This is a genomic window from Vibrio sp. Vb1729 (assembly GCF_033338655.1).
Classification (GTDB): domain Bacteria; phylum Pseudomonadota; class Gammaproteobacteria; order Enterobacterales; family Vibrionaceae; genus Vibrio; species Vibrio alginolyticus.
In genome coordinates, this window is the sequence record NZ_JAWOTB010000050.1 from 14,935 (window position 1) to 33,029 (window position 18,095).

Annotated in this window: 12 protein-coding genes and 1 tRNA gene; 5 read left to right on the forward strand and 8 right to left on the reverse strand. The window is 43.4% G+C overall.

Annotated features, from left to right (window positions below; all coding sequences use genetic code 11):
- Positions 1-6: 6 nt before the first annotated feature.
- The 3 genes from R7E29_RS21505 to R7E29_RS21515 all read right to left on the reverse strand — a co-directional run bounded on the left by R7E29_RS21505 (position 7) and on the right by R7E29_RS21515 (position 4,920).
- Positions 7-3,033, reverse strand: a complete 3,027-nt coding sequence (locus tag R7E29_RS21505) for a DUF6701 domain-containing protein (RefSeq protein ID WP_053303740.1) — start codon at positions 3,031-3,033, stop codon at positions 7-9.
- A gap of 306 nt (positions 3,034-3,339) precedes the next feature.
- Positions 3,340-4,179: an arginase family protein gene (locus R7E29_RS21510; RefSeq protein WP_025768977.1), complete on the reverse strand. Its 840-nt coding sequence runs from the start codon at positions 4,177-4,179 to the stop codon at positions 3,340-3,342.
- 6 nt (positions 4,180-4,185) lie between these two features.
- Complete coding sequence (locus R7E29_RS21515) at positions 4,186-4,920, reverse strand: IclR family transcriptional regulator (RefSeq protein WP_005386192.1); 735 nt, start codon at positions 4,918-4,920, stop codon at positions 4,186-4,188.
- A gap of 348 nt (positions 4,921-5,268) precedes the next feature.
- Between R7E29_RS21515 and R7E29_RS21520 the strand changes: the two genes are divergently transcribed.
- Positions 5,269-6,741: an EAL domain-containing protein gene (locus tag R7E29_RS21520; RefSeq protein ID WP_053303738.1), complete on the forward strand. Its 1,473-nt coding sequence runs from the start codon at positions 5,269-5,271 to the stop codon at positions 6,739-6,741.
- Here R7E29_RS21520 and modF read toward each other — a convergent pair.
- Positions 6,729-8,183, reverse strand: coding sequence for a molybdate ABC transporter ATP-binding protein ModF (modF, locus tag R7E29_RS21525; protein WP_054576801.1), 1,455 nt, complete (start codon positions 8,181-8,183; stop codon positions 6,729-6,731). The genes R7E29_RS21520 and modF overlap by 13 nt on opposite strands.
- Positions 8,184-8,468: 285 nt before the next feature.
- On the opposite strand from modF, the gene R7E29_RS21530 reads away from it, so the two are divergent.
- On the forward strand, positions 8,469-10,019 hold the full coding sequence (locus R7E29_RS21530; RefSeq protein ID WP_033907145.1) for a PAS domain-containing methyl-accepting chemotaxis protein: 1,551 nt from the start codon (positions 8,469-8,471) through the stop codon (positions 10,017-10,019).
- Positions 10,020-10,179: 160 nt separating this feature from the next.
- Here R7E29_RS21530 and R7E29_RS21535 read toward each other — a convergent pair.
- A tRNA-Ser gene (locus R7E29_RS21535) sits at positions 10,180-10,270 on the reverse strand.
- A 329-nt stretch (positions 10,271-10,599) separates the two neighbouring features.
- On the opposite strand from R7E29_RS21535, the gene R7E29_RS21540 reads away from it, so the two are divergent.
- Positions 10,600-11,280 carry a MaoC family dehydratase gene (locus R7E29_RS21540; protein WP_005386198.1) on the forward strand — a complete coding sequence of 227 codons (681 nt, stop codon included), beginning with the start codon at positions 10,600-10,602 and terminating at the stop codon, positions 11,278-11,280.
- A 63-nt stretch (positions 11,281-11,343) separates the two neighbouring features.
- Here the strand turns inward: R7E29_RS21540 and R7E29_RS21545 are convergent, their stop codons facing one another.
- Positions 11,344-12,168 carry a phosphate ABC transporter substrate-binding protein gene (locus R7E29_RS21545; RefSeq protein ID WP_158155297.1) on the reverse strand — a complete coding sequence of 275 codons (825 nt, stop codon included), beginning with the start codon at positions 12,166-12,168 and terminating at the stop codon, positions 11,344-11,346.
- Positions 12,169-12,434: 266 nt separating this feature from the next.
- Here R7E29_RS21545 and R7E29_RS21550 point away from each other — a divergent pair, with 266 nt between their 5' ends.
- The gene (locus R7E29_RS21550; RefSeq protein WP_017635751.1) at positions 12,435-12,788 is read left to right on the forward strand and encodes a DUF3024 domain-containing protein; all 354 of its coding nucleotides are present in this window, start codon (positions 12,435-12,437) and stop codon (positions 12,786-12,788) included.
- Positions 12,789-12,821: 33 nt separating this feature from the next.
- On the opposite strand, the gene R7E29_RS21555 is transcribed toward R7E29_RS21550, so the two are convergent.
- Positions 12,822-13,631 (reverse strand): helix-turn-helix transcriptional regulator, encoded by an 810-nt coding sequence (locus R7E29_RS21555; RefSeq protein WP_053307810.1) that lies wholly within the window; start codon positions 13,629-13,631, stop codon positions 12,822-12,824.
- A gap of 71 nt (positions 13,632-13,702) precedes the next feature.
- Complete coding sequence (gene rnb, locus R7E29_RS21560; protein WP_017635749.1) at positions 13,703-15,706, reverse strand: exoribonuclease II; 2,004 nt, start codon at positions 15,704-15,706, stop codon at positions 13,703-13,705.
- A gap of 413 nt (positions 15,707-16,119) precedes the next feature.
- On the opposite strand from rnb, the gene R7E29_RS21565 reads away from it, so the two are divergent.
- On the forward strand, positions 16,120-18,051 hold the full coding sequence (locus R7E29_RS21565) for a DEAD/DEAH box helicase (RefSeq protein WP_005375680.1): 1,932 nt from the start codon (positions 16,120-16,122) through the stop codon (positions 18,049-18,051).
- Positions 18,052-18,095: the final 44 nt, after the last annotated feature.

The window sequence follows — 18,095 nt, forward strand, 5'->3', positions numbered from 1 at the left end:
TTCGCGTTAATTTAGGCCAAGCATATTGGGTTCACCACGATAAATAATGCGATCGTTTCCTCGGTGAATACCAAACGTAACTGTAACAGGTGGATTTTCCTCTTCACTTGTAGAGCTATCCCAGTCGTATTTCAGCCAAGGGATGCGATTGCCTGAGCTGTCTAAATCTAGGTGGAATTGTATTTGCTCGCGCGCTGAGTCAATTTGGCTTGCAACGATATCGGTCATTCTGCCAATACTCATCGTTCCAACGCCAGAAAGCAGGGCGTTGTTTGCAGGCGCATGCGACCAAATTGGCGTGCTGAAGTAATATTCACCATTCGCCGTTGTTGAGCTGTCATCGAAGTTAGTCGTAAATCGACCGTTTTGCCAAATTTCCACATCAAGTGGCACTTTGATCACCATGCCTTGGTTGCCACCTACATCTTGAAAGTTCAAACGACCGAATCGAATGTCCGGTTGTTGAGTGAGCATTTCGCTGTTATCAAAGAAATTTACCTCATCAACGGCTTTAGTCGTGACTATACCTATTTGGCTGCTGTCACTATTAGTCTCGGTATTGAATGGACCATCAGGATATTGCTTATCTGTCGTGTTCTTTTTCCAGCATGGGCTATTGTTACAAGTCGCATTGGTCGAGGGCTTCTCTATAACAAACGTTCCAACACTCGCGCTACCCAGTAGTTTCCAGTCTACCTTCTTAGGCTTAGGCGGCAAAAACCGATCGGAGTATGAGCTTAGCTCGCCTAAATCGAAATGTTGTTGAAGGTTAGACGAAAAGTGGACGTAATTCTTCACGTTTTCCTTATTCGCATTGAGTGCGACAACATCGTAAGTGACTTTCTCAAAAGGTTGATTCATGTAAGCAAAAGTTTGGCCATGTGGGTAGTGCCATTCTTGGTCTTGCACTTGAAAATATTTTGGGTAAAAACGACCAACGTAACGATAGCCTTCGTTAACAGTCATACCTAGATATTTACTTTCTAGGTTTGTTTTTACTCTCAAGCTCCCGACTTCTTCCCAATATAATCCATTAAAGACGAATTGATCATTCTTGGCTGAATTATGCGCCTGAGCCAGTGAGTAACTACTTTTTAGCAATTTCGAGGTTTGGTTCGCTGTCTCTGATGGCGTATGTTGTTCACTCGACAAGACAACCGATGCTGCTGGAGAGTCATCAAGCATAAAATTACGGGTGATAGAAGCATCACAATAGCGTGCTGATTCAACAGACCCACTTACAGAGCCGTCAGGTTGCCAAATGATTGGTTTCACTGTTAGAGAGAAAAGTTCTCCAGCAGCGATAAACCCATCTCCTTGTTCAGAGGTACCAGAAGGCAAAGCACGTTGGTTGTCACAAATAGCGAGTGTCCATGGTCGCGAGTACACATTAAATGTTCCTCTCACTTCCACTTTGCCTTCTTCTGGGCACTCTTCAAATCCCTCACATTCAAAATGATCGGACAATGTCACTTCAAATATGCCGGACTCGTTCGTGATAAGACCATGTTCAGACAAGCCGTCTTTAAATTCCGCTGAATAGCTAAAGCTTCCTTCACTTCCTCCTAATGGTTGAACCAATGGATGAAAAACCTTAGGAGTACCATTGTAGTTGCTTGCCACTACAGGTTCGCCGGTGGAAGCACAAGCAAGCAATCGCGTATGCACGTTTTCTGGTTTACCTGCAATAACGCGTATTTCATTTAAAGTGGCGCTTTTCGTCTTTGAGTAGGCCTCAAACATAAATGGCGTAAACATAAAGCGAATAGTTTGATGCTTGCTGGTGTCTTCTGCCATAGTGAAAGTCAGCGTGTAGTTAGTACCTAACGCGATGGTATCAATATCGTTCGGGACCACTCGAACAACAAGTTCACCATTCTCGTCAGATATAAATTGGTTGGCTCCTAATGTCTGCTGACCTTTAACCACCTCTAAAGTGAACAAGTCAGGGTGTGATAGGGCTGCACTGACTTCTGCGCTTACAACTTCTCCATTATTGGTTGTTGTTGCTGTAAATTGCGGAAGATCGTCGCCGCACATCAGTGCCATGTCGTCCGATGGTGTGACGCTGAGGTTTAAGTCGTTCTCCGATGGAGGCTGCATGCTGCAATTCGGAACATCTTGAGGGGTGATTCGACAGACTTGGGAAGAGTAGTGACAATCAGCCTCGCCCAATCCACAGTATTGCGTGTATTTGTTGTCTTGTGCTTTCGTTTGTGCACTTCCTGGCGTTTGTTGGATTTCACCACAAACTTGACTAGGCTGATTTGGAGCGTTGTTGAAGTTCAATGTTTGGAAGTATTTAATTGCTGCGGTGGAACTATAGAATGAGCCACTTAATGTAGCTGACGATCCTACAGATTCAGCCGTACCATAGATCGACATATCTTTTATAATCACAGATTTGTGCGCAGAAACATCACCGACGACAAAATGGTCTTGTAAAGGATGGTTTGTTTTTAGGTGTAGTGTTTCGCCTTGTGATTCGACCTTACCACAGATGTTTGTATTAAATATATTGGTCGTGCTGTGAGTCAAAATGTCACCAATAATGGTGTTGTACTCACCATTAATATGAAGGGCCTCACCTGTTAGCTCTATATCCCCATCGATGAGAACGTTATGCAGCTTTGTTGGATAAGCCGATAGAAGATCACCATAGATAACAGTGTGCTTGTTTTGGTAATCGTCAATGCTTGATGCTTTCTCATTGTTAACCGTTAATCCGGTAGCGAGTGCGTGGAGAGAGATACGCTTATTGGGTTCACCAATCGTATTGTTCCCCTCTAACACAATTCCATAATCTGCTTTTAACGTTATCTCTTTGTCCGGTAATGAGGAGACAATTTTATCACCAGCGGGTAGGACTAGTTTCCCTGTACAGCGATAAGTCGTGCCATCGCTTTCGATACTAAAACTCTTGTGTGAGCAAAGTTGACCTAACTCAGATAGATCTTTTACGTCATAAGTGGTGGCGTGTGAGGTTAGCGGTAAAAAAAGAACCGCAGTGAAAATACTGCAAAGACGCATCATCAAATGTCCTAATGAGTGGAACAAGATGGCATCAAGCGAGCGTGAGCAAATGCTCACTGAAATTGGAATAGCTGCGGTACTTTTTGTTTTGAAGCCGCTTAGTTATTGAACTTTGGTTGTTTTTTATTTCGTATGTCATACCAAAGTTTAGCGGCCTTATTACAACGTAAGTGTCAGGTTAGTTCAAGAGGCAAGTGTGATGTGTGTCGATTTATATGTGTAACTATTTGTTAGTTAAGGATAATAAGTAAGCATGTTGGTTCAGAATCAGGAAGGACGCGATCCTGATTCTGAATGTTTATAACGCTAGGCAGCGTGAACGATGAGTGGAGCCATCTGATATAACTCTTCTAGTATGGCTTTCGTTTGTCTCGAATAGACCAGGCAATCTCGATCGCCAACGAGCTGAATTGCTCTCACTTTACCTGCAACCAAACATTGCCTAATCGTGCGTAGAACCATTTGGATATCAATTTCTGACGCGCCATCAAGGCTGTTTTTGGTTTTTAGAGATCCAAGGTCGATACTAATGATTATTTGGTCGCAGTGGTCTAGGTAATTGCCGATCTGTTGCTTAACATTATTGCGATGACGAAAAGAAAACTCTTTATCGGTTACCCAGTCACAACCTTGATCCTCCGCGTATTCCCACGTTTCTTGCTTTGTATCTTGTTCGCTAACACCAGCAAAAAATAATCGCACGTTTTGATAGCGAGAAAGAGCAAAATGGAATGCCGAGCCTAAACGTGGTTCAAGTGTTGGTTTCAAGTTCATGTCATGTCCAATATTTACCACACCCACTTCGTCTCGATAGGACACGACCACAGGTAACATGGACAAGATTGCCTCGGTACAGTTAGTTACTAAAACAGGAATTGAGTGGCGAGAAAGCGAAAGGCTTAATGCTTCCTGAAACTCGCCATTTTCCAGCTTGTCGTGGTTGAAGTGACCAAAGTTTTCAGCGGTTTCATGATCATGCTGTTGGTATAGCCAATCGCTAGCATTTTCCAAACTTTGATCAGCTAATTCAAACGCGCCCTTAGACATGGGTGGCAAATACTCACACACTGTCATAAAAGAAAAAGGGTAATGCTGCGGCTGTTTCACGGTGTGGTGGAGTTTATAGCGTTTGAAAAAGCTTAACATGATGAATTACCTTTCTGGTGGTAGTGCCCTTGCCGCTTGCAGTACATGTAAAATAATGCGCTGCTTATCCTTTTCGACTCGGTGGGCCGGAGCCATCACCGAGACTGCGCCAATCAGTTTGCTTCCTTTCATTACCGGTGCGCTAATACCTGAAACACCAGGGTCAATCTCAGAAGTACTGACGGCATATCCGTGTTTACGGATGGTTGTGAGCTCTTTTTCCCACTCGTCACGTCGGTGATCTTGATTAAAATATCTCAAGATTTTCTCGCATCGACTTTGAGGCATAAAAGCAAGCATCACTTTAGATGAGGCACCGCGCAGCAGAGGTTGACTTTGACCCTGGACGAAGCTGCAACGCAGCGCCTGCATACTTTCTTTCTGTCTGACACAAAGCGCACGATAACCCGCTGGTACCATATAAGCGGCCATTTCCCCGGTTTGTTGTACCAACCTAGCCAGTATGGTTTCGACCATGTCGAGCCCATGTTGCGCGGTCTCATAGCTGTGCATGAGTAATAATGCCGCCGGACCAACTACAAATGTCTTGTCGTGAACGCTTTCTTCGATCAAGTTCCACTCTTTAAGCAGTTTTAAGTGTCGGTAAAGGCTGCTTAAAGGAACGTTCAATTGCTCGCTTAGCGTTTTCGCAGAAACTGGGAACGGACTAACTGCAACTTGCATTAACAACTGCAGTGATTTTTCGTTTACCTGGTTAGCATTAGCTTTGTTTGTCGTCATGAGAGTGTTGTAACGTGTTGTAGGAGTTACGACAAATATAATTCTTAATCACTGAGAAAAGAAAAATAATTTTAATGGGTAATTCTTACATGATGAGAAACAGACAGGTAAAGACTTTCGCAAGTACCGATAGACATAACATGGTGTCGAATTAAAGTCTCAGGTTTGAGGCGCTTGATACTAAATTGGAACAGGAGTGAATAAGACATTGTTTAGTTTGCGGTATTACTCAGCGTTTCGCATACTGAGTTAATCCAAACAAATAATGTTAAAAAACGTGAGTTGCTAGCGGGTATCGGAATCGAGGTACCATCTCAGTAAATCGGTTTTATAAAAGGTTACTTTTATATGCTGAATAAGGCGATTTTTAAAAAAGCCATCATTTTTCTTCTGCCTATTCCCTTGGTTATTGGAGAGGTTTTGTATTTAGCTCGTGAAAGCGTGCAAAACAATCTCAATCATTTATTAGAAAAAAATGTGCAAATTGCAGATGAAATTTTATTCCAAATAGAGACAGAAAACCGCACGGCGCTGCTACACCCTGAGCGATGTGAAGAGCTCCAGCAAAGCTTAATGTTTGAACGAGATATTGAAGAAATGCTCATTGTGAAAGAGGGAGTCATTACTTGTTCTTCGAAATTGGGAAGTATCTCTAAACCGTTAGCTGAGCACATCACCTTTCCCAAGGGACAAACGCTAGCGCTTGGTAGTGTTGATAGCTTGTACGATCAGTTTTTGCTAGTGGTAACGGAAGGAGAGCGCGGTTATCAAGCCGTAACGATTATCGATCATGACTACTTTAATGCGACAATAGGGTTTAACAACGATTTACGCCTAAAACGTTCTGCGCTGTTTATTCATGAGCAAGTTTCACCTGAAGGAGCATTAAGAGCGGGAAGTAATCCTATCGGTATCAAATCGTCGCAAATGTTTGAGTATGAAGCTTTGAGCGAAGCCAGCGATCTTTTCGTCAAACAGAGAACACTTTCCTATTTTTTGTACTCAATTCCAATTATTTTCGTGATCTACCTTTGCTTGTATGCGTTGAATAAGTTTATTGATCCTCATCGCAATTTGATACTGGATCTTAAAAGAGCGATAAAAAGAGGAGAGTTGACCCTGTATTACCAACCGCAAGTTAACGTTGATACCGGCCAGTTATTCGGGTTTGAAGCGCTAGTGCGATGGGAGCATCAAAGTAAGGGGTTCATTTCTCCGGATGAGTTTGTCCCTGCGGCAGAGCAAAGTGGATTGGTTTTTTTACTTACTGATTTCGTTCTGGATAAAGCGGCAGAGGACTTCAGTAAATTAGGCTTTGATCAGCCTGTCCACCTTGGTATTAACGTGCCGCCTGGTTATTTAGTCGGACCAAACGCGATCAGAAAAATTCAATTGCTCGACAGACAGTTGAGCCGAAACAAAGTCTCATTAGGGGTAGAGATAACGGAGCGTCAGCTCATTGATTCAGAGGCGAGAAAATGCATTGCAGCACTGCGAGTGCATGGTATTGATGTGCTGATCGATGATTTTGGAACTGGCCAAACCTCGTTAGCATTTTTACAGCACATGCGCATAGATTACTTAAAAATCGATAAGTGCTTTGTCGAAACCATTGGTATTCCTAGCCTTAGTGCTTCTGTCTTAAAAGCGATGGTTCATTTCGCGGAAGAGTTACAAGTACAATTGATCGCTGAAGGCGTGGAAACCATAGCGCAAGCTGAACACTTAAAGCAGATGGGAGTGAGATATCATCAGGGATACCTGTACTCCAAACCATTACCTTATGAGCAGCTTGCGCAGCGAAATCATTATGATTGGTAGACGTTAGCTCTATAACACTGAGCATTTTCATCAAACACAAACTCCAACTCATTTTTGATGCTATCTAAGCGGTCTTCTTGGTAGTGAGACACATACAATAGTTGGCTTAAATTCTCTCTAGCGATGAGTTCAAGTGTGTTCTTAACTAACCGTCTACCCAAAAAATCTAACCCTTGATACGGCTCGTCCAAAATCAATAATGTGGGTTGTTTCACGATGGCTCTTGCAATCAGTAATAGTCGCTGCTGACCGTACTCTAATTGCTTGAATGAGGTTTTTTTGTACTGGCTCATATGTAAGATATCGAGCCACTCGTTTGCAATATTCATCTCTTTGCGAGTTGGCTGGTTATACAACCCAATCGAATCGTAAAATCCTGACAAAATGACTTCTAATGCGCTGCAATTGACTCGATATTGGAGGTGTAGCGCTGAAGACACCATGCCGATATGCTGCTTAATTTCCCAGATTGTCTCGCCAGTACCACGCTTTTTACCAAAAATATCAATGTCATTGCTGTAGCATTGCGGATGATCGCCAAAGATCAATCCAAGTAAGGTACTCTTTCCACAACCATTTGGACCTTTGACCTGCCAATGTTGGCCCTTGTCTATGCGCCAGTTCAAGTCAGTAAAAATCTTCTTATCGGTGTATTCGACAGCCCCATTCTTTAGTTCAAATATTGGGTTGTTGAATGGCGTCGAGTGCTGATGCTGACGTATCAAGCTTATCATTTCTTCACTCTGTTGCTCTGACTGAGATTTTATTTGTCCAATGATTGGATGATTATCCCAACTGGACTTATCCATTGTACTATCAAGCTTTCCTGCACTGAAAAGCGCGATGCTATTGATCCACTCAGGCATGTCAGATTCGCGAGAGAAGGTTATGAGTAGTTGCACATTTTTAGAAAGCGAGTGTAAATAGCGAGCGAGAGCAGCTCGGTGCGCAATATCTAAGCCAGTAAATGGATTATCGAGTAATACTAAGTCAGGTTGTGTGGCTAAAGCTCGGGCGAGCATTACTCTTCTGGTTTCTCCGGTAGAGAGAACACGGAAGCCACTATCTCTAAGATGACTTAGGTCGAGATCATTAACTAGCTGTTCAGTTAAGTTAGTGTCTTGGCTCTGTTCTAGGATTAATGAATAAACAGTGCTTCCTTGGTCGATACGATCAAGAAAATCCGTATCATCTTTTTCTAATTCTCTTTCCAGTAATCGCTGTTGCTCTGATAACGACACTTGCGCAACGGACAGCCCATTTAGCTCAATTTCCCCACTATTTGGTGATATTTCATCACAAATAAGGTCTCCAAGCAGAGAGCCAATATCTCCATCCGCGCTGAATATCCCCCAAGACTGCTGAGTGTTAATTTTCCAATCGTCAATAAACAAGTGTGTCGTGTTTCTCTTAGCTGCAAGCTGACGAAAGTGAATAGTCATTGTGTTTGTCTTCCTTGTTTTCGCTTTAGTGGATTACTTATAACAATTTACGAACTCAGTACGGAAGCGCTTTTGTGTATTAATTTTGAACAGTGCTCAGTCTTGTACATATTAACGAAGCCTTGTATTAGAGGATAAAAATGCGACTAGAGTCATTAAGTAACAAGTAAGCTTGTCAATAATTTTGTTTTATTTTTGAATCAACCTATCATTATGCATGTGAATGTTATGCCGATAAGTTCATATTTGCCGTTTGTTAATTAATCAATGTAAGGACACATGTTTATGAGTGAAACGGAATACGATTACCCCTCGAGTTACAGCCTAGTTTCCATTACCGATACCTCCAGTTACATCAAATATGCCAGTGAAAACTTTAATGAAGTAGCGGGGTTTGATGAAGGGGAGCTTATTGGTAAACCCCACAATGTTGTGCGTCATCCTGATATGCCAAAACAGGCTTTTAAAGATTTATGGACTCACCTGAAAACTGGCAAACACTGGATGGGAATGGTCAAAAATCGACGTAAAAACGGCGGCTATTATTGGGTTGACGCGTTTGCTTCTCCTATAAAATCTAATGGTGAAGTTGTGGAATACCAATCAGTGAGATTTAAACCTGAGCGTATACACATCCAGCGAGCGGAAAAAGCGTATTCGAAGCTTCGAAATAATCGTAAGCCGTGGAAAATGTATCTTCCTCGTACACGTTTGTGGATGAGATCGGCCTTCTTCCTTTTAATTTCAAACCTTCTTGGCTTACTCATTCTACAAATGAATCAATCACCAGTGATAGCGTTTGGCGTTGTTGCGTTACTTTCCGTTTTCTCTATTTATGTATTAACCAGACCAGTTGAGAAGCTCGCTAAACAGGCTAGGCAAGACTTCAATAATCCACTCATGGAATATATTTATTGCGGAAGAATCAACGATCTGGCTGAGATTGAGCTGGGTATGAAGATGCGTAAGCAATTTGCAAATGCGCTATTGGGGCGCGTTGGCGTGTCTGTAAAAGACTCTTGCGAAGAAACGCGCGCAAGTGCTAACAGTGCTGCGACAAATAGCCAGCAAGTGACGGAGAACTTAAGCGCACAGAAAGTGGAGATTGACTCGGTCGCAACAGCGGTCAACGAGATGCAAGCCTCTTCATCTGAGATATCAAATAATGCTCAAGCGACCGCCGAGGCTACGTTAGAAGCGCAAAATACGATGATAGACAGCCGTAGCGTTATCGATAATGTTAACCAATCGGTTTTAGAGTTGGTGGGTGAGCTCGGCGAAATATCTAAAGTGGTCATACGTTTGAACCAACAAACCGAGCAAATTGGAACTGTTGTTGAAGTCATCAATGGTATTGCCGAACAAACTAATTTATTAGCGTTGAACGCTGCTATTGAAGCCGCGAGGGCAGGCGAACAAGGCAGAGGGTTTGCCGTTGTAGCAGATGAAGTGAGAACCTTAGCTAAAAGAACTCAGGAATCGACAACAGAGATTAAATCGGCCATTGAAGGGATTCAAAATGGGAGCAAATCAGCGGTTTCTGCGTTAGAGAAAGGTAACGAAATGTCGACCGGAACGGTAACATTGTTAGGTACTGCTTTGGATAGCATTCAACAATTGGAATCCCTTGTTCAGGACGTCGTCGAACGAAACCAACAAATTGCGGTCGCGATAGAAGAGCAGGTTTATGTAACGGATGAAATAAATGAAAACATCCAGTCGCTTAATTTAAAGTACAGTGAATCGTATGAACTGATGACTGAAACGAATCATATGAACACCAAAGTGCAAAATTGCACCAATGACCTGTCTGAAATGATTAAGAAGTTTGCTTAAACTTTAGAAAATCGAAGTTAAAAGCCCGCTAAACATTAGCGGGCTTTTAACTGGAATATAGTGAAGTGCCGGATTCGTTTACGAGCGAGGATTTCTAAATCTCGTTTTTTAAGAGCTAAAATGACGAAAGCTCGCAATAAATGCGAGCTCTCTAAATAAGTGGCGGAGAGATAGGGATTTGAACCCTAGATACGCTATTAACGTATGCCGGTTTTCAAGACCGGTGCTTTCAACCACTCAGCCATCTCTCCGTTGTGGGCGGTATAATAAGGAGCATAGTCCAACTTGTAAAGTGCTGAATTATAATAGAAGTACTGTTTGCTTGTTTTATGATCACTGATGTGATGTTGGACAGTTTGAAAACGGAGTGAAAAAGGGACAAAAAGTACCAATTTGTAGAGTTTTTACTTTATATTGGCGCACGTCAATAAAATGGTGTTTTATTGTTATCTTGCTGATATATAAGACATAACATGCTTTTAGGGTACATGTGTTCGCCCGAAAGTATTTGCAAGACTTTGTGAACTAATTCAAAATTAACTGGTATAGCCAGTTGTGCTTAGAATTCTTAAGGGTGTTTATGAAGGTCACAAATCTATTTAAAGACAAAGTTGATGCGATTTCTGCTCATCAATCCGAGTTTATGAATTGGATGTCTCCAACGTTACGCGATTATTGGAGTGACTTTTTGGGGAAAGCTCAAAATAGCTTTCTTTTCTCAAAAGTTCGTGATCACCAGCAGCCAGCCGTCAACGAAGAAGTTGCACCTCAACCTGCACCGATCGTAATGGCACCTGAGGCTCAAAAGCTTTATGACGAGTTAAGTGAAAAAATTGGCGAAGTTATTCACACTGGTGATTGGGTTCATGTGTCTCAAGAACGTATTAACCAATTTGGTGCGGTAACGGAAGACATGCAATGGATTCATACTGATCCAGAGCGTGCTTCAACTGAATCTCCATTTAAGACAACTATCGCTCATGGCTTTTTAACATTAGCATTGCTGCCTAAACTGACGGATTCAGTCGATCCAGAAAAGCCAATGTTCCCAACAGCTAAAATGGTAGTTAATTTGGGTTTAAACCAAGTTCGTTTCCCTTACCCTGTCAAAGCAGGCAATAATGTTCGTGCAGTCAGCACGTTAACAAAAGTAACGCCAATCAAAAAAGGTTTGGAGATTGAGCGCGAAATTAAAGTGGAAATTGAAGGTATTCGTCGACCTGGTGCGGTTGTGGTCTCTGTAATTCAACTGCATTTCTAATTCCGAAACCGGAGAGAACACTACATAGGAAAAGAGAGCATCAAGGTGCTCTCTTTTTTATTTTTACTGATTAAAGTTTTTTACTGGCGTATAACCGTAATCTGCAATCGCTTTTTGTCCCTGCTCTGAACGAAGGAAAGCGATAAAACCTTTACCTGCATCGCTAATCTTATCTACTTTGTATAGCACTAGGAATGGTCGCGCCAACTTGTACTTATGATTGCTAATGTTTGTCGACGTTGGGTCAATACCATCTAACTGAATCGCCTTGATCGAGCGATCTACTGACCCTACAGAGATAAAACCAATGGCGCGAGTGTTATGGTTAACAATGGTTTTTACCATGCTGTTGCTGTTTACAACCAAGTTGTTTGGGCTGATATCCGAGACAAGGCGATCATTAACGATTTTGGTCAGTCCCAGCAAGCTTTCGAAGCTGTAACGTGAACCTGAAGACGCTTCTCTAGTAACCACCGCGATAGGCTGATCTGTGCCCCCGACCTCTTTCCAATTCTTAATCTTACCTTTGTAAATATCAAACAGCTGTTGCTGAGAAAGGTTTTCTACAGAGTTGGTACGGTTTACAACAACAGCGAGGCCATCATAAGCGATAGGGTATACATTGAGATCTTCACCTTTTTCGCTTTCAGTCAGATAGCGAGAGCTCATGCCTATTTCGGCTACTCCTTTATTGACCATGGTGATACCAGCACTCGAACCAATGCCCTGAACAGCAACGTAATCGTCTGGGTGTGTTTTGTTGTATTCCTCAGCAAGTACATCCATCACACGAGCAACCGAAGTTGAACCCGAGATGTTGATTTCTTTTGCAATGGTAGGGAGGGAGACTGCTATGGCCAATAACGTCGCCACAGTAAAACGTAACATATTAAACTCCATATACGGGATAAAGCAGAGTTTATGATATTGCGTTCAGGTTACACTTTTGTGAACTGTTAGCGCTAAACAGGGGAATTGTTTCTAGTCAAGAGGTGATGGAGCTAGCGTTTCCAAGTGGATTGAGATGATAATCTGGGCAAATGATAATATAGCTATCTTATACTTGAGTTAGGTAGATAACTACCATCGGTGATGATGTAAAGGCTATATACTAGGATCGACAGCTCTAACTATCATCCATCGGGAGAACGTTGATGTCAGTGTCCCAAATGGCGACAAGTCGTTTATACAAATCAGTTCAATCGCTCTGCTCTGCGCGTAATGCTAACTTGCCTGTCGAACAGGGCAAGTGCCTCTATGAGCTAGTAGAAAATGGCGTTGAGCTTCATCGGGCGCATTTTCTCCTCGACTCCCAGCATAGCGAGTATACTTCTCCCGTCGCGAAGATCATGTTTGATGAGGACAACCAACTTTGGTATTTCTATGTTCCCACATATCACAACGAGCTGTTAAGGTGGGTGCCTTATAAGCCACTTCCATTTAGCCGAATGCTTGAGGACTTACTCAACGAGTTGGAGCGCGATCCTCAAGCGTGTTTTTGGGAATAGGGCGAGCCCAACGGATGCGAATGCCGACATGATTTATACTTTAGGCTTAACGACTTGGTTTCTAAAGTCTTTGGGGGTCATGTTGTAAACGGATTTAAATGCTGTACTAAAATGCGCTGCACTTTTAAAACCAGACTCAAACGCTATTTCTGTTATTGATTTTTCTGACTTGCGCAGTTGGGTTGCTGCGAAGTTTATCCGTTTCACCTTTAATATCTGAGAAAACGAAAGATCATCTGCGGCGAGGCGACGTTTTAAGGTCGCGATGGACATGCTCATATGAGCCGCTAAGCCTTCTAGCGTGATGTCTTTTTCAATATTACCCTCAATGTACTTAATGGCTTTTTGAGAGTCGCTCAGGCTACTTGCATCATCTATGATAGATAGGATGTTTGGCTCTACCTCAACCATCAACGACAGCAATGCCATTGCGATATGGCTTTGTGTGTAGTCTGGAGCGTTGCGACTCGCTAACTTAACCAACATGTCCTTCAATTGTGCTACTTCGCTACTGGATTGCGTTGAAAAAGGATAGAAGCGCCTTTCTTCCGTTTTGGAACGTAGCATCGGGTGCGCTTTCTTAAAGTCACAGAATATATTTGGGTTGAAGACTAAAGCCAATGCTTTAAAGCCTCCGTCACTAGAGACGGCTTCTGCACTGCTCAGATCTGCGGAGTTATAGAGTGTGAAATCTCCGGCTTTAAGTTCAAATTGCTCACCATTAGGTTGATGAACTAATAGGGCACCTTCTTCAACAATATATAACCCATTATGTGTTGCAGTGTAACGCTCACTTTTGCGCGCAGTGAAGTGATTAAAGCGAATGATCTCAATGTTCGGCATACTCTTTCTTATCGTTTTACATAACAAATAAAAAAGGCGCTCAATAGAGCGCCTTTTAACTTCATTCGGTATTATTCACTTACAGTCTGTTCTGTTTGTGCTGCTGGTTGTTCAGCGAATACCTGGGTTGGCTTTGCAACTAAACTGCGGTTTTCTTGGTTTACGTCCGTAAGGACAATTTCCAATGTATCCCCAAGTTTGTATACGACCTCTTTATCGATAGAGATGGTACCGTTGTCGCCATTGCACTCAATTCTTTCTTTATTATCAAGAATTAGTGCACCAGGAATAAAGGCTGCTGCGCCATTTTCGAGAAGTCGGACACGTGCGCCTGCACGATTAATATCGAAAATCTCACCTGTGAAACAAGTTTTCTTGCTCGGCTCATCAGCAAGCGTGCGTGCATATAGCCAATCTGAGACATTTCGCTCAGCGATTTTATGATGTTTACGATGTAGAGCTAGCTCTTCGCCTACTTGGTCATCTGGTTTTTGTACGGGTTCTTTACCAAGGATGACGGCCTTCAACATACGGTGGTTGATCATATCACCGTATTTACGAATTGGTGATGTCCAAGTTGCATAGATGTCTAAACCCATTGCGTAATGAGGCAGAGGCTGATTACCCACTTCACTGTATGCTTGGAACTTACGAATACGGTTATCTAGATAAGACGTTTCTTGAGCTGCCAACCAGCGGCGCAACGCAGCAAAGCCTTCTAGCGTAGCAATAGACTCCGCTGTGAACTCCAACTGGCCTTCTGGATTGACAAGTTGAACCACTTCTTCAATCTTCTCGTTCTTGATACCTGCATGCGTATTGAAGACACCTGTTTCAAATTTATCGCGTAATGTACGACCTGCACAGATGTTTGCGGTAATCATGGATTCTTCAACAAGACGGTTTGCACTGCGGCGCATGTCTGCGTGGATAGCGATTACATCGTTATCTTCACTGAGCTCAAAACGGTAGTCAGGACGATCAGGGAAGACCACTGCGTTTTTCTCACGCCATTCAGCGCGAGCAAGAGAGAACTCATAAAGATCACGAACGATGGTCGCGATCTCTTCAGATGGCGTCCATGCTTCAGAGCTGCCGTTTTCTAACCAATCAGACACGTGATCGTATGCTAGGCGTGCATGTGATTTGATGTTTGCCGCGAAGAATTTAATATCGTCGCCAATCACACCATCTTTACTTACCGTTACGGTACAGCAAATAGCAGGGCGGGTTTCACCTTCAATCAGAGAACATAGGTTGTCCGCTAAATCGCGAGGTAGCATCGGGATGTTGCGTCCTGGAAGATAGATAGTATAGCCACGCTCACGCGCTACTTTATCCATTTCATCTTCAGGTGTGATGTAAGCGGTTGGGTCCGCAATAGCGATGGTGAGTTCGAAATCGCCAGATACGGTTTTCTTCGCGTACAGCGCATCGTCCATATCTTTAGTCGATTCACCGTCGATAGTGACGAATGGAACATGAGTCATGTCTACGCGTTCTAGCTCCGCGTCGTCTTTCAGTTCCCAGTTATCGATGCCTGCTGGCTCAGAGTTTGGTAGATCGTTTTGAGCAAGCGTTACCCACCAAGGCGCAATTTTATCATTCGCGTCAGTGATTTTTTCAGAAATTTCTACGAAGAAAGAGTTATCGCCTTTTAGAGGGTGGCGAATAAGATGTGCGACAACCCAATCACCTTCGGCGAACTCGTCAGGTTTTAGACCTTTCTTTAGTTTCGCTTTAAGAGATAGCTTTTTAAGCTGTGGGTGATCAGGTGCTACGTTGAGCTTGCCTTTGAACATTTTTACTCGACCAATAAAGCGAGTCACGGCTTGTTCTAGCAGCTCTTGTGGCTCTGCAACTTCGCGTTCATTTTCGGTGCGGATAATGGCGATGACTTTGTCACCGTGCATGCACTTTTTCATGTACGCAGGCGGGATGAAGAAGCTCGTCTTACTGTCCACTTCCAAAAAGCCAAAGCCTTTATCTGTGGCTTTTATTGAGCCTTCTTTTTTAGGCAGGTTTTCTTGGATTTGCTGCTTAAGCTGAGCGAGTAGTGGGTTATCTTGAAACATCTTTTCTTAAATTACCTATGGAGTTGGGCACACTATAATCATTGCGAGCTATTATTACTACCTGTGGAGCGTAATTTCGCCGTGAATTTTGCCAATTTAACCACGAGAAATTGGCTTAAATATTGATGAAATTCTCATCTGTGAGTTACGCGAATCTACGGGGAATGGTAGGGTTGGTGGAAAAATATGCTAAAAATACCATTGTTGAGAATAAATTGTGATGTAATTCAATTTTTTCTGGATTTTTTTATGCTTTTAAGGAATAATCCGCCTCCCTTAGTCGTCCCTAATGGCTTATCGCGGTTGTGTACTGTGCTGTGTTCCCGTCTGAATGGAATCAGTATCTGGATGGATCAGTATCGAATTGGAAGAGCATATGGGACTGTTTTTTTGTTTAATTAAGTAGGATCCCAATGCAAGATTCTGTTATTCAATTCAGTGATTTATCTCTGAATGATTCTATCCTTTCTGCTCTAGACGGAATGGGTTTCGTGTCACCAACTCCAATTCAGGCTGCGGCAATCCCACACCTATTGGAAGGTGCTGACGCGCTGGGTAAAGCTCAAACAGGTACAGGTAAAACAGCAGCGTTCTCTCTGCCTCTTCTCAACAAACTCGATCTAAACCAACGCAAACCGCAAGCGATTGTACTTGCTCCGACTCGTGAGCTGGCAATTCAGGTTGCAGCGGAAATGAAAAACCTTGGTAAAAACATCAAAGGTTTGAAAGTTCTAGAGATTTACGGTGGCGCATCTATTGTCGACCAAATGCGTGCTCTTAAAAGTGGCGCTCATGTAGTTGTCGGTACTCCAGGCCGTGTTCAAGATCTTATCAATCGCGAACGTCTACACCTAGACGAAGTTAGTACTTTCGTTCTTGATGAAGCAGACGAAATGCTAAACATGGGTTTCGTAGATGACGTAACTGCGATCATGGAGCACGCTCCAGAGTCAGCACAACGCGTTCTGTTTTCTGCAACTATGCCTCCAATGCTGAAGAAGATCGTTGAACGTTTCCTTCGTGACCCTGTAACGGTTGACGTTGCTGGTAAAAACCACACTGTAGACAAAGTTCAACAACAGTTCTGGGTAGTGAAAGGTGTAGAGAAAGATGAAGCAATGTCTCGTCTTCTTGAAACTGAAGAAACTGACGCGTCAATCGTATTCGTACGTACTCGTCAAGATACTGAGCGTCTGGCTGACTGGCTATCTGCACGTGGCTTCAAAGCAGCTGCACTGCACGGTGACATTCCTCAGTCTCTACGTGAACGTACTGTTGATCACATCAAACAAGGTGTTATTGACATCCTAGTTGCAACTGATGTTGTAGCTCGTGGTCTTGACGTTCCACGTATTACGCACGTATTTAACTACGACATCCCATTTGATGTTGAGTCATACATCCACCGTATCGGTCGTACTGGCCGTGCTGGACGTAAAGGTAAAGCGATCCTTCTAGTTCGCACTAACCAAATTCGTATGCTTCGCACTATCGAGCGTGTAACTAAGTCATCTATGGAAGAAATCCAACTTCCTCTACGTGACCAAGTTGCTGAAGCTCGTCTAGCTAAGCTAGGCGCTGAGCTTGAAGCAGAAAAAGAGCACAAAGCACTAGACAAATTTGCTGAGTTGGTAGAGAAACTACAAACTTCTCTAGACATCGACCCTGCAACACTTGCTGCTATGCTTCTTAAGCGTCAGCAAGGCAAACGTCCTCTGTTCTATATTGGCGAAGACCCAATGGTTGAAGCAATTGAGCGTGACAAGCAACGTCGTAAAGAGCGCCGTGAAGGTGGTCGCGACGGCGGTCGTAACTTCAACAACCAAGACTGGGATACTTACCAGCTTCAAGTTGGTCGTGAGCAAGGCGTTCAAGTTAAAGACATCGTTGGCGCTCTAGCAAACGAACTAGGTCTAGGTAAAGGTTCTATCGGTGCGATCAAACTAGCTCAAGGTCACACATTCGTACAGCTACCTAAAGCAATGACTTCAGACGCGGCGAACAAGCTAAGCAAACTACGTATCCGTCAACAAGATGTTGGTGCTGTAGTATGTGACTTCGATGATTTCCGCGAGTCTCGTGGTGGTCGCCGTGACGGTGGTCGTCGCGATGGTGGTCGTCGTGATGGCGGTGGTTACCGTGGCAACCGCGAAGGCGGCAATCGTGGTGGTGATCGTCGTGAAGGCGGTCGTCGCGAAGGTGGTTTCCGTGGTAACCGTGACGGCAACCGCGATGGTAATCGTGAAGGTGGCGAACGTCGTTTCGATCGCAACCGTGGTGGTGATCACCGTGGTGCACATCGTGGTGAACGTGGTCACGGTCGTGGCCGTCGTACAGACGCATAATCACGAGTGATTAAAGCGACGGTTTAAGTTGCTACAAAAAGAAT

What these genes read in the sequence shown, in the direction of transcription:
- R7E29_RS21545 (WP_158155297.1), bottom strand. Translation starts at nt 12,168, where the DNA reads ATGTTACGTTTTACTGTGGCGACGTTATTGGCCATAGCAGTCTCCCTC.
- R7E29_RS21515 (WP_005386192.1), bottom strand. Translation starts at nt 4,920, where the DNA reads ATGACGACAAACAAAGCTAATGCTAACCAGGTAAACGAAAAATCACTG.
- R7E29_RS21510 (WP_025768977.1), bottom strand. Translation starts at nt 4,179, where the DNA reads ATGTTAAGCTTTTTCAAACGCTATAAACTCCACCACACCGTGAAACAG.
- R7E29_RS21520 (WP_053303738.1), top strand. Translation starts at nt 5,269, where the DNA reads ATGCTGAATAAGGCGATTTTTAAAAAAGCCATCATTTTTCTTCTGCCT.
- R7E29_RS21555 (WP_053307810.1), bottom strand. Translation starts at nt 13,631, where the DNA reads ATGCCGAACATTGAGATCATTCGCTTTAATCACTTCACTGCGCGCAAA.
- R7E29_RS21565 (WP_005375680.1), top strand. Translation starts at nt 16,120, where the DNA reads ATGCAAGATTCTGTTATTCAATTCAGTGATTTATCTCTGAATGATTCT.
- R7E29_RS21505 (WP_053303740.1), bottom strand. Translation starts at nt 3,033, where the DNA reads ATGATGCGTCTTTGCAGTATTTTCACTGCGGTTCTTTTTTTACCGCTA.
- R7E29_RS21550 (WP_017635751.1), top strand. Translation starts at nt 12,435, where the DNA reads ATGTCAGTGTCCCAAATGGCGACAAGTCGTTTATACAAATCAGTTCAA.
- rnb (WP_017635749.1), bottom strand. Translation starts at nt 15,706, where the DNA reads ATGTTTCAAGATAACCCACTACTCGCTCAGCTTAAGCAGCAAATCCAA.
- modF (WP_054576801.1), bottom strand. Translation starts at nt 8,183, where the DNA reads ATGACTATTCACTTTCGTCAGCTTGCAGCTAAGAGAAACACGACACAC.
- R7E29_RS21540 (WP_005386198.1), top strand. Translation starts at nt 10,600, where the DNA reads ATGAAGGTCACAAATCTATTTAAAGACAAAGTTGATGCGATTTCTGCT.
- R7E29_RS21530 (WP_033907145.1), top strand. Translation starts at nt 8,469, where the DNA reads ATGAGTGAAACGGAATACGATTACCCCTCGAGTTACAGCCTAGTTTCC.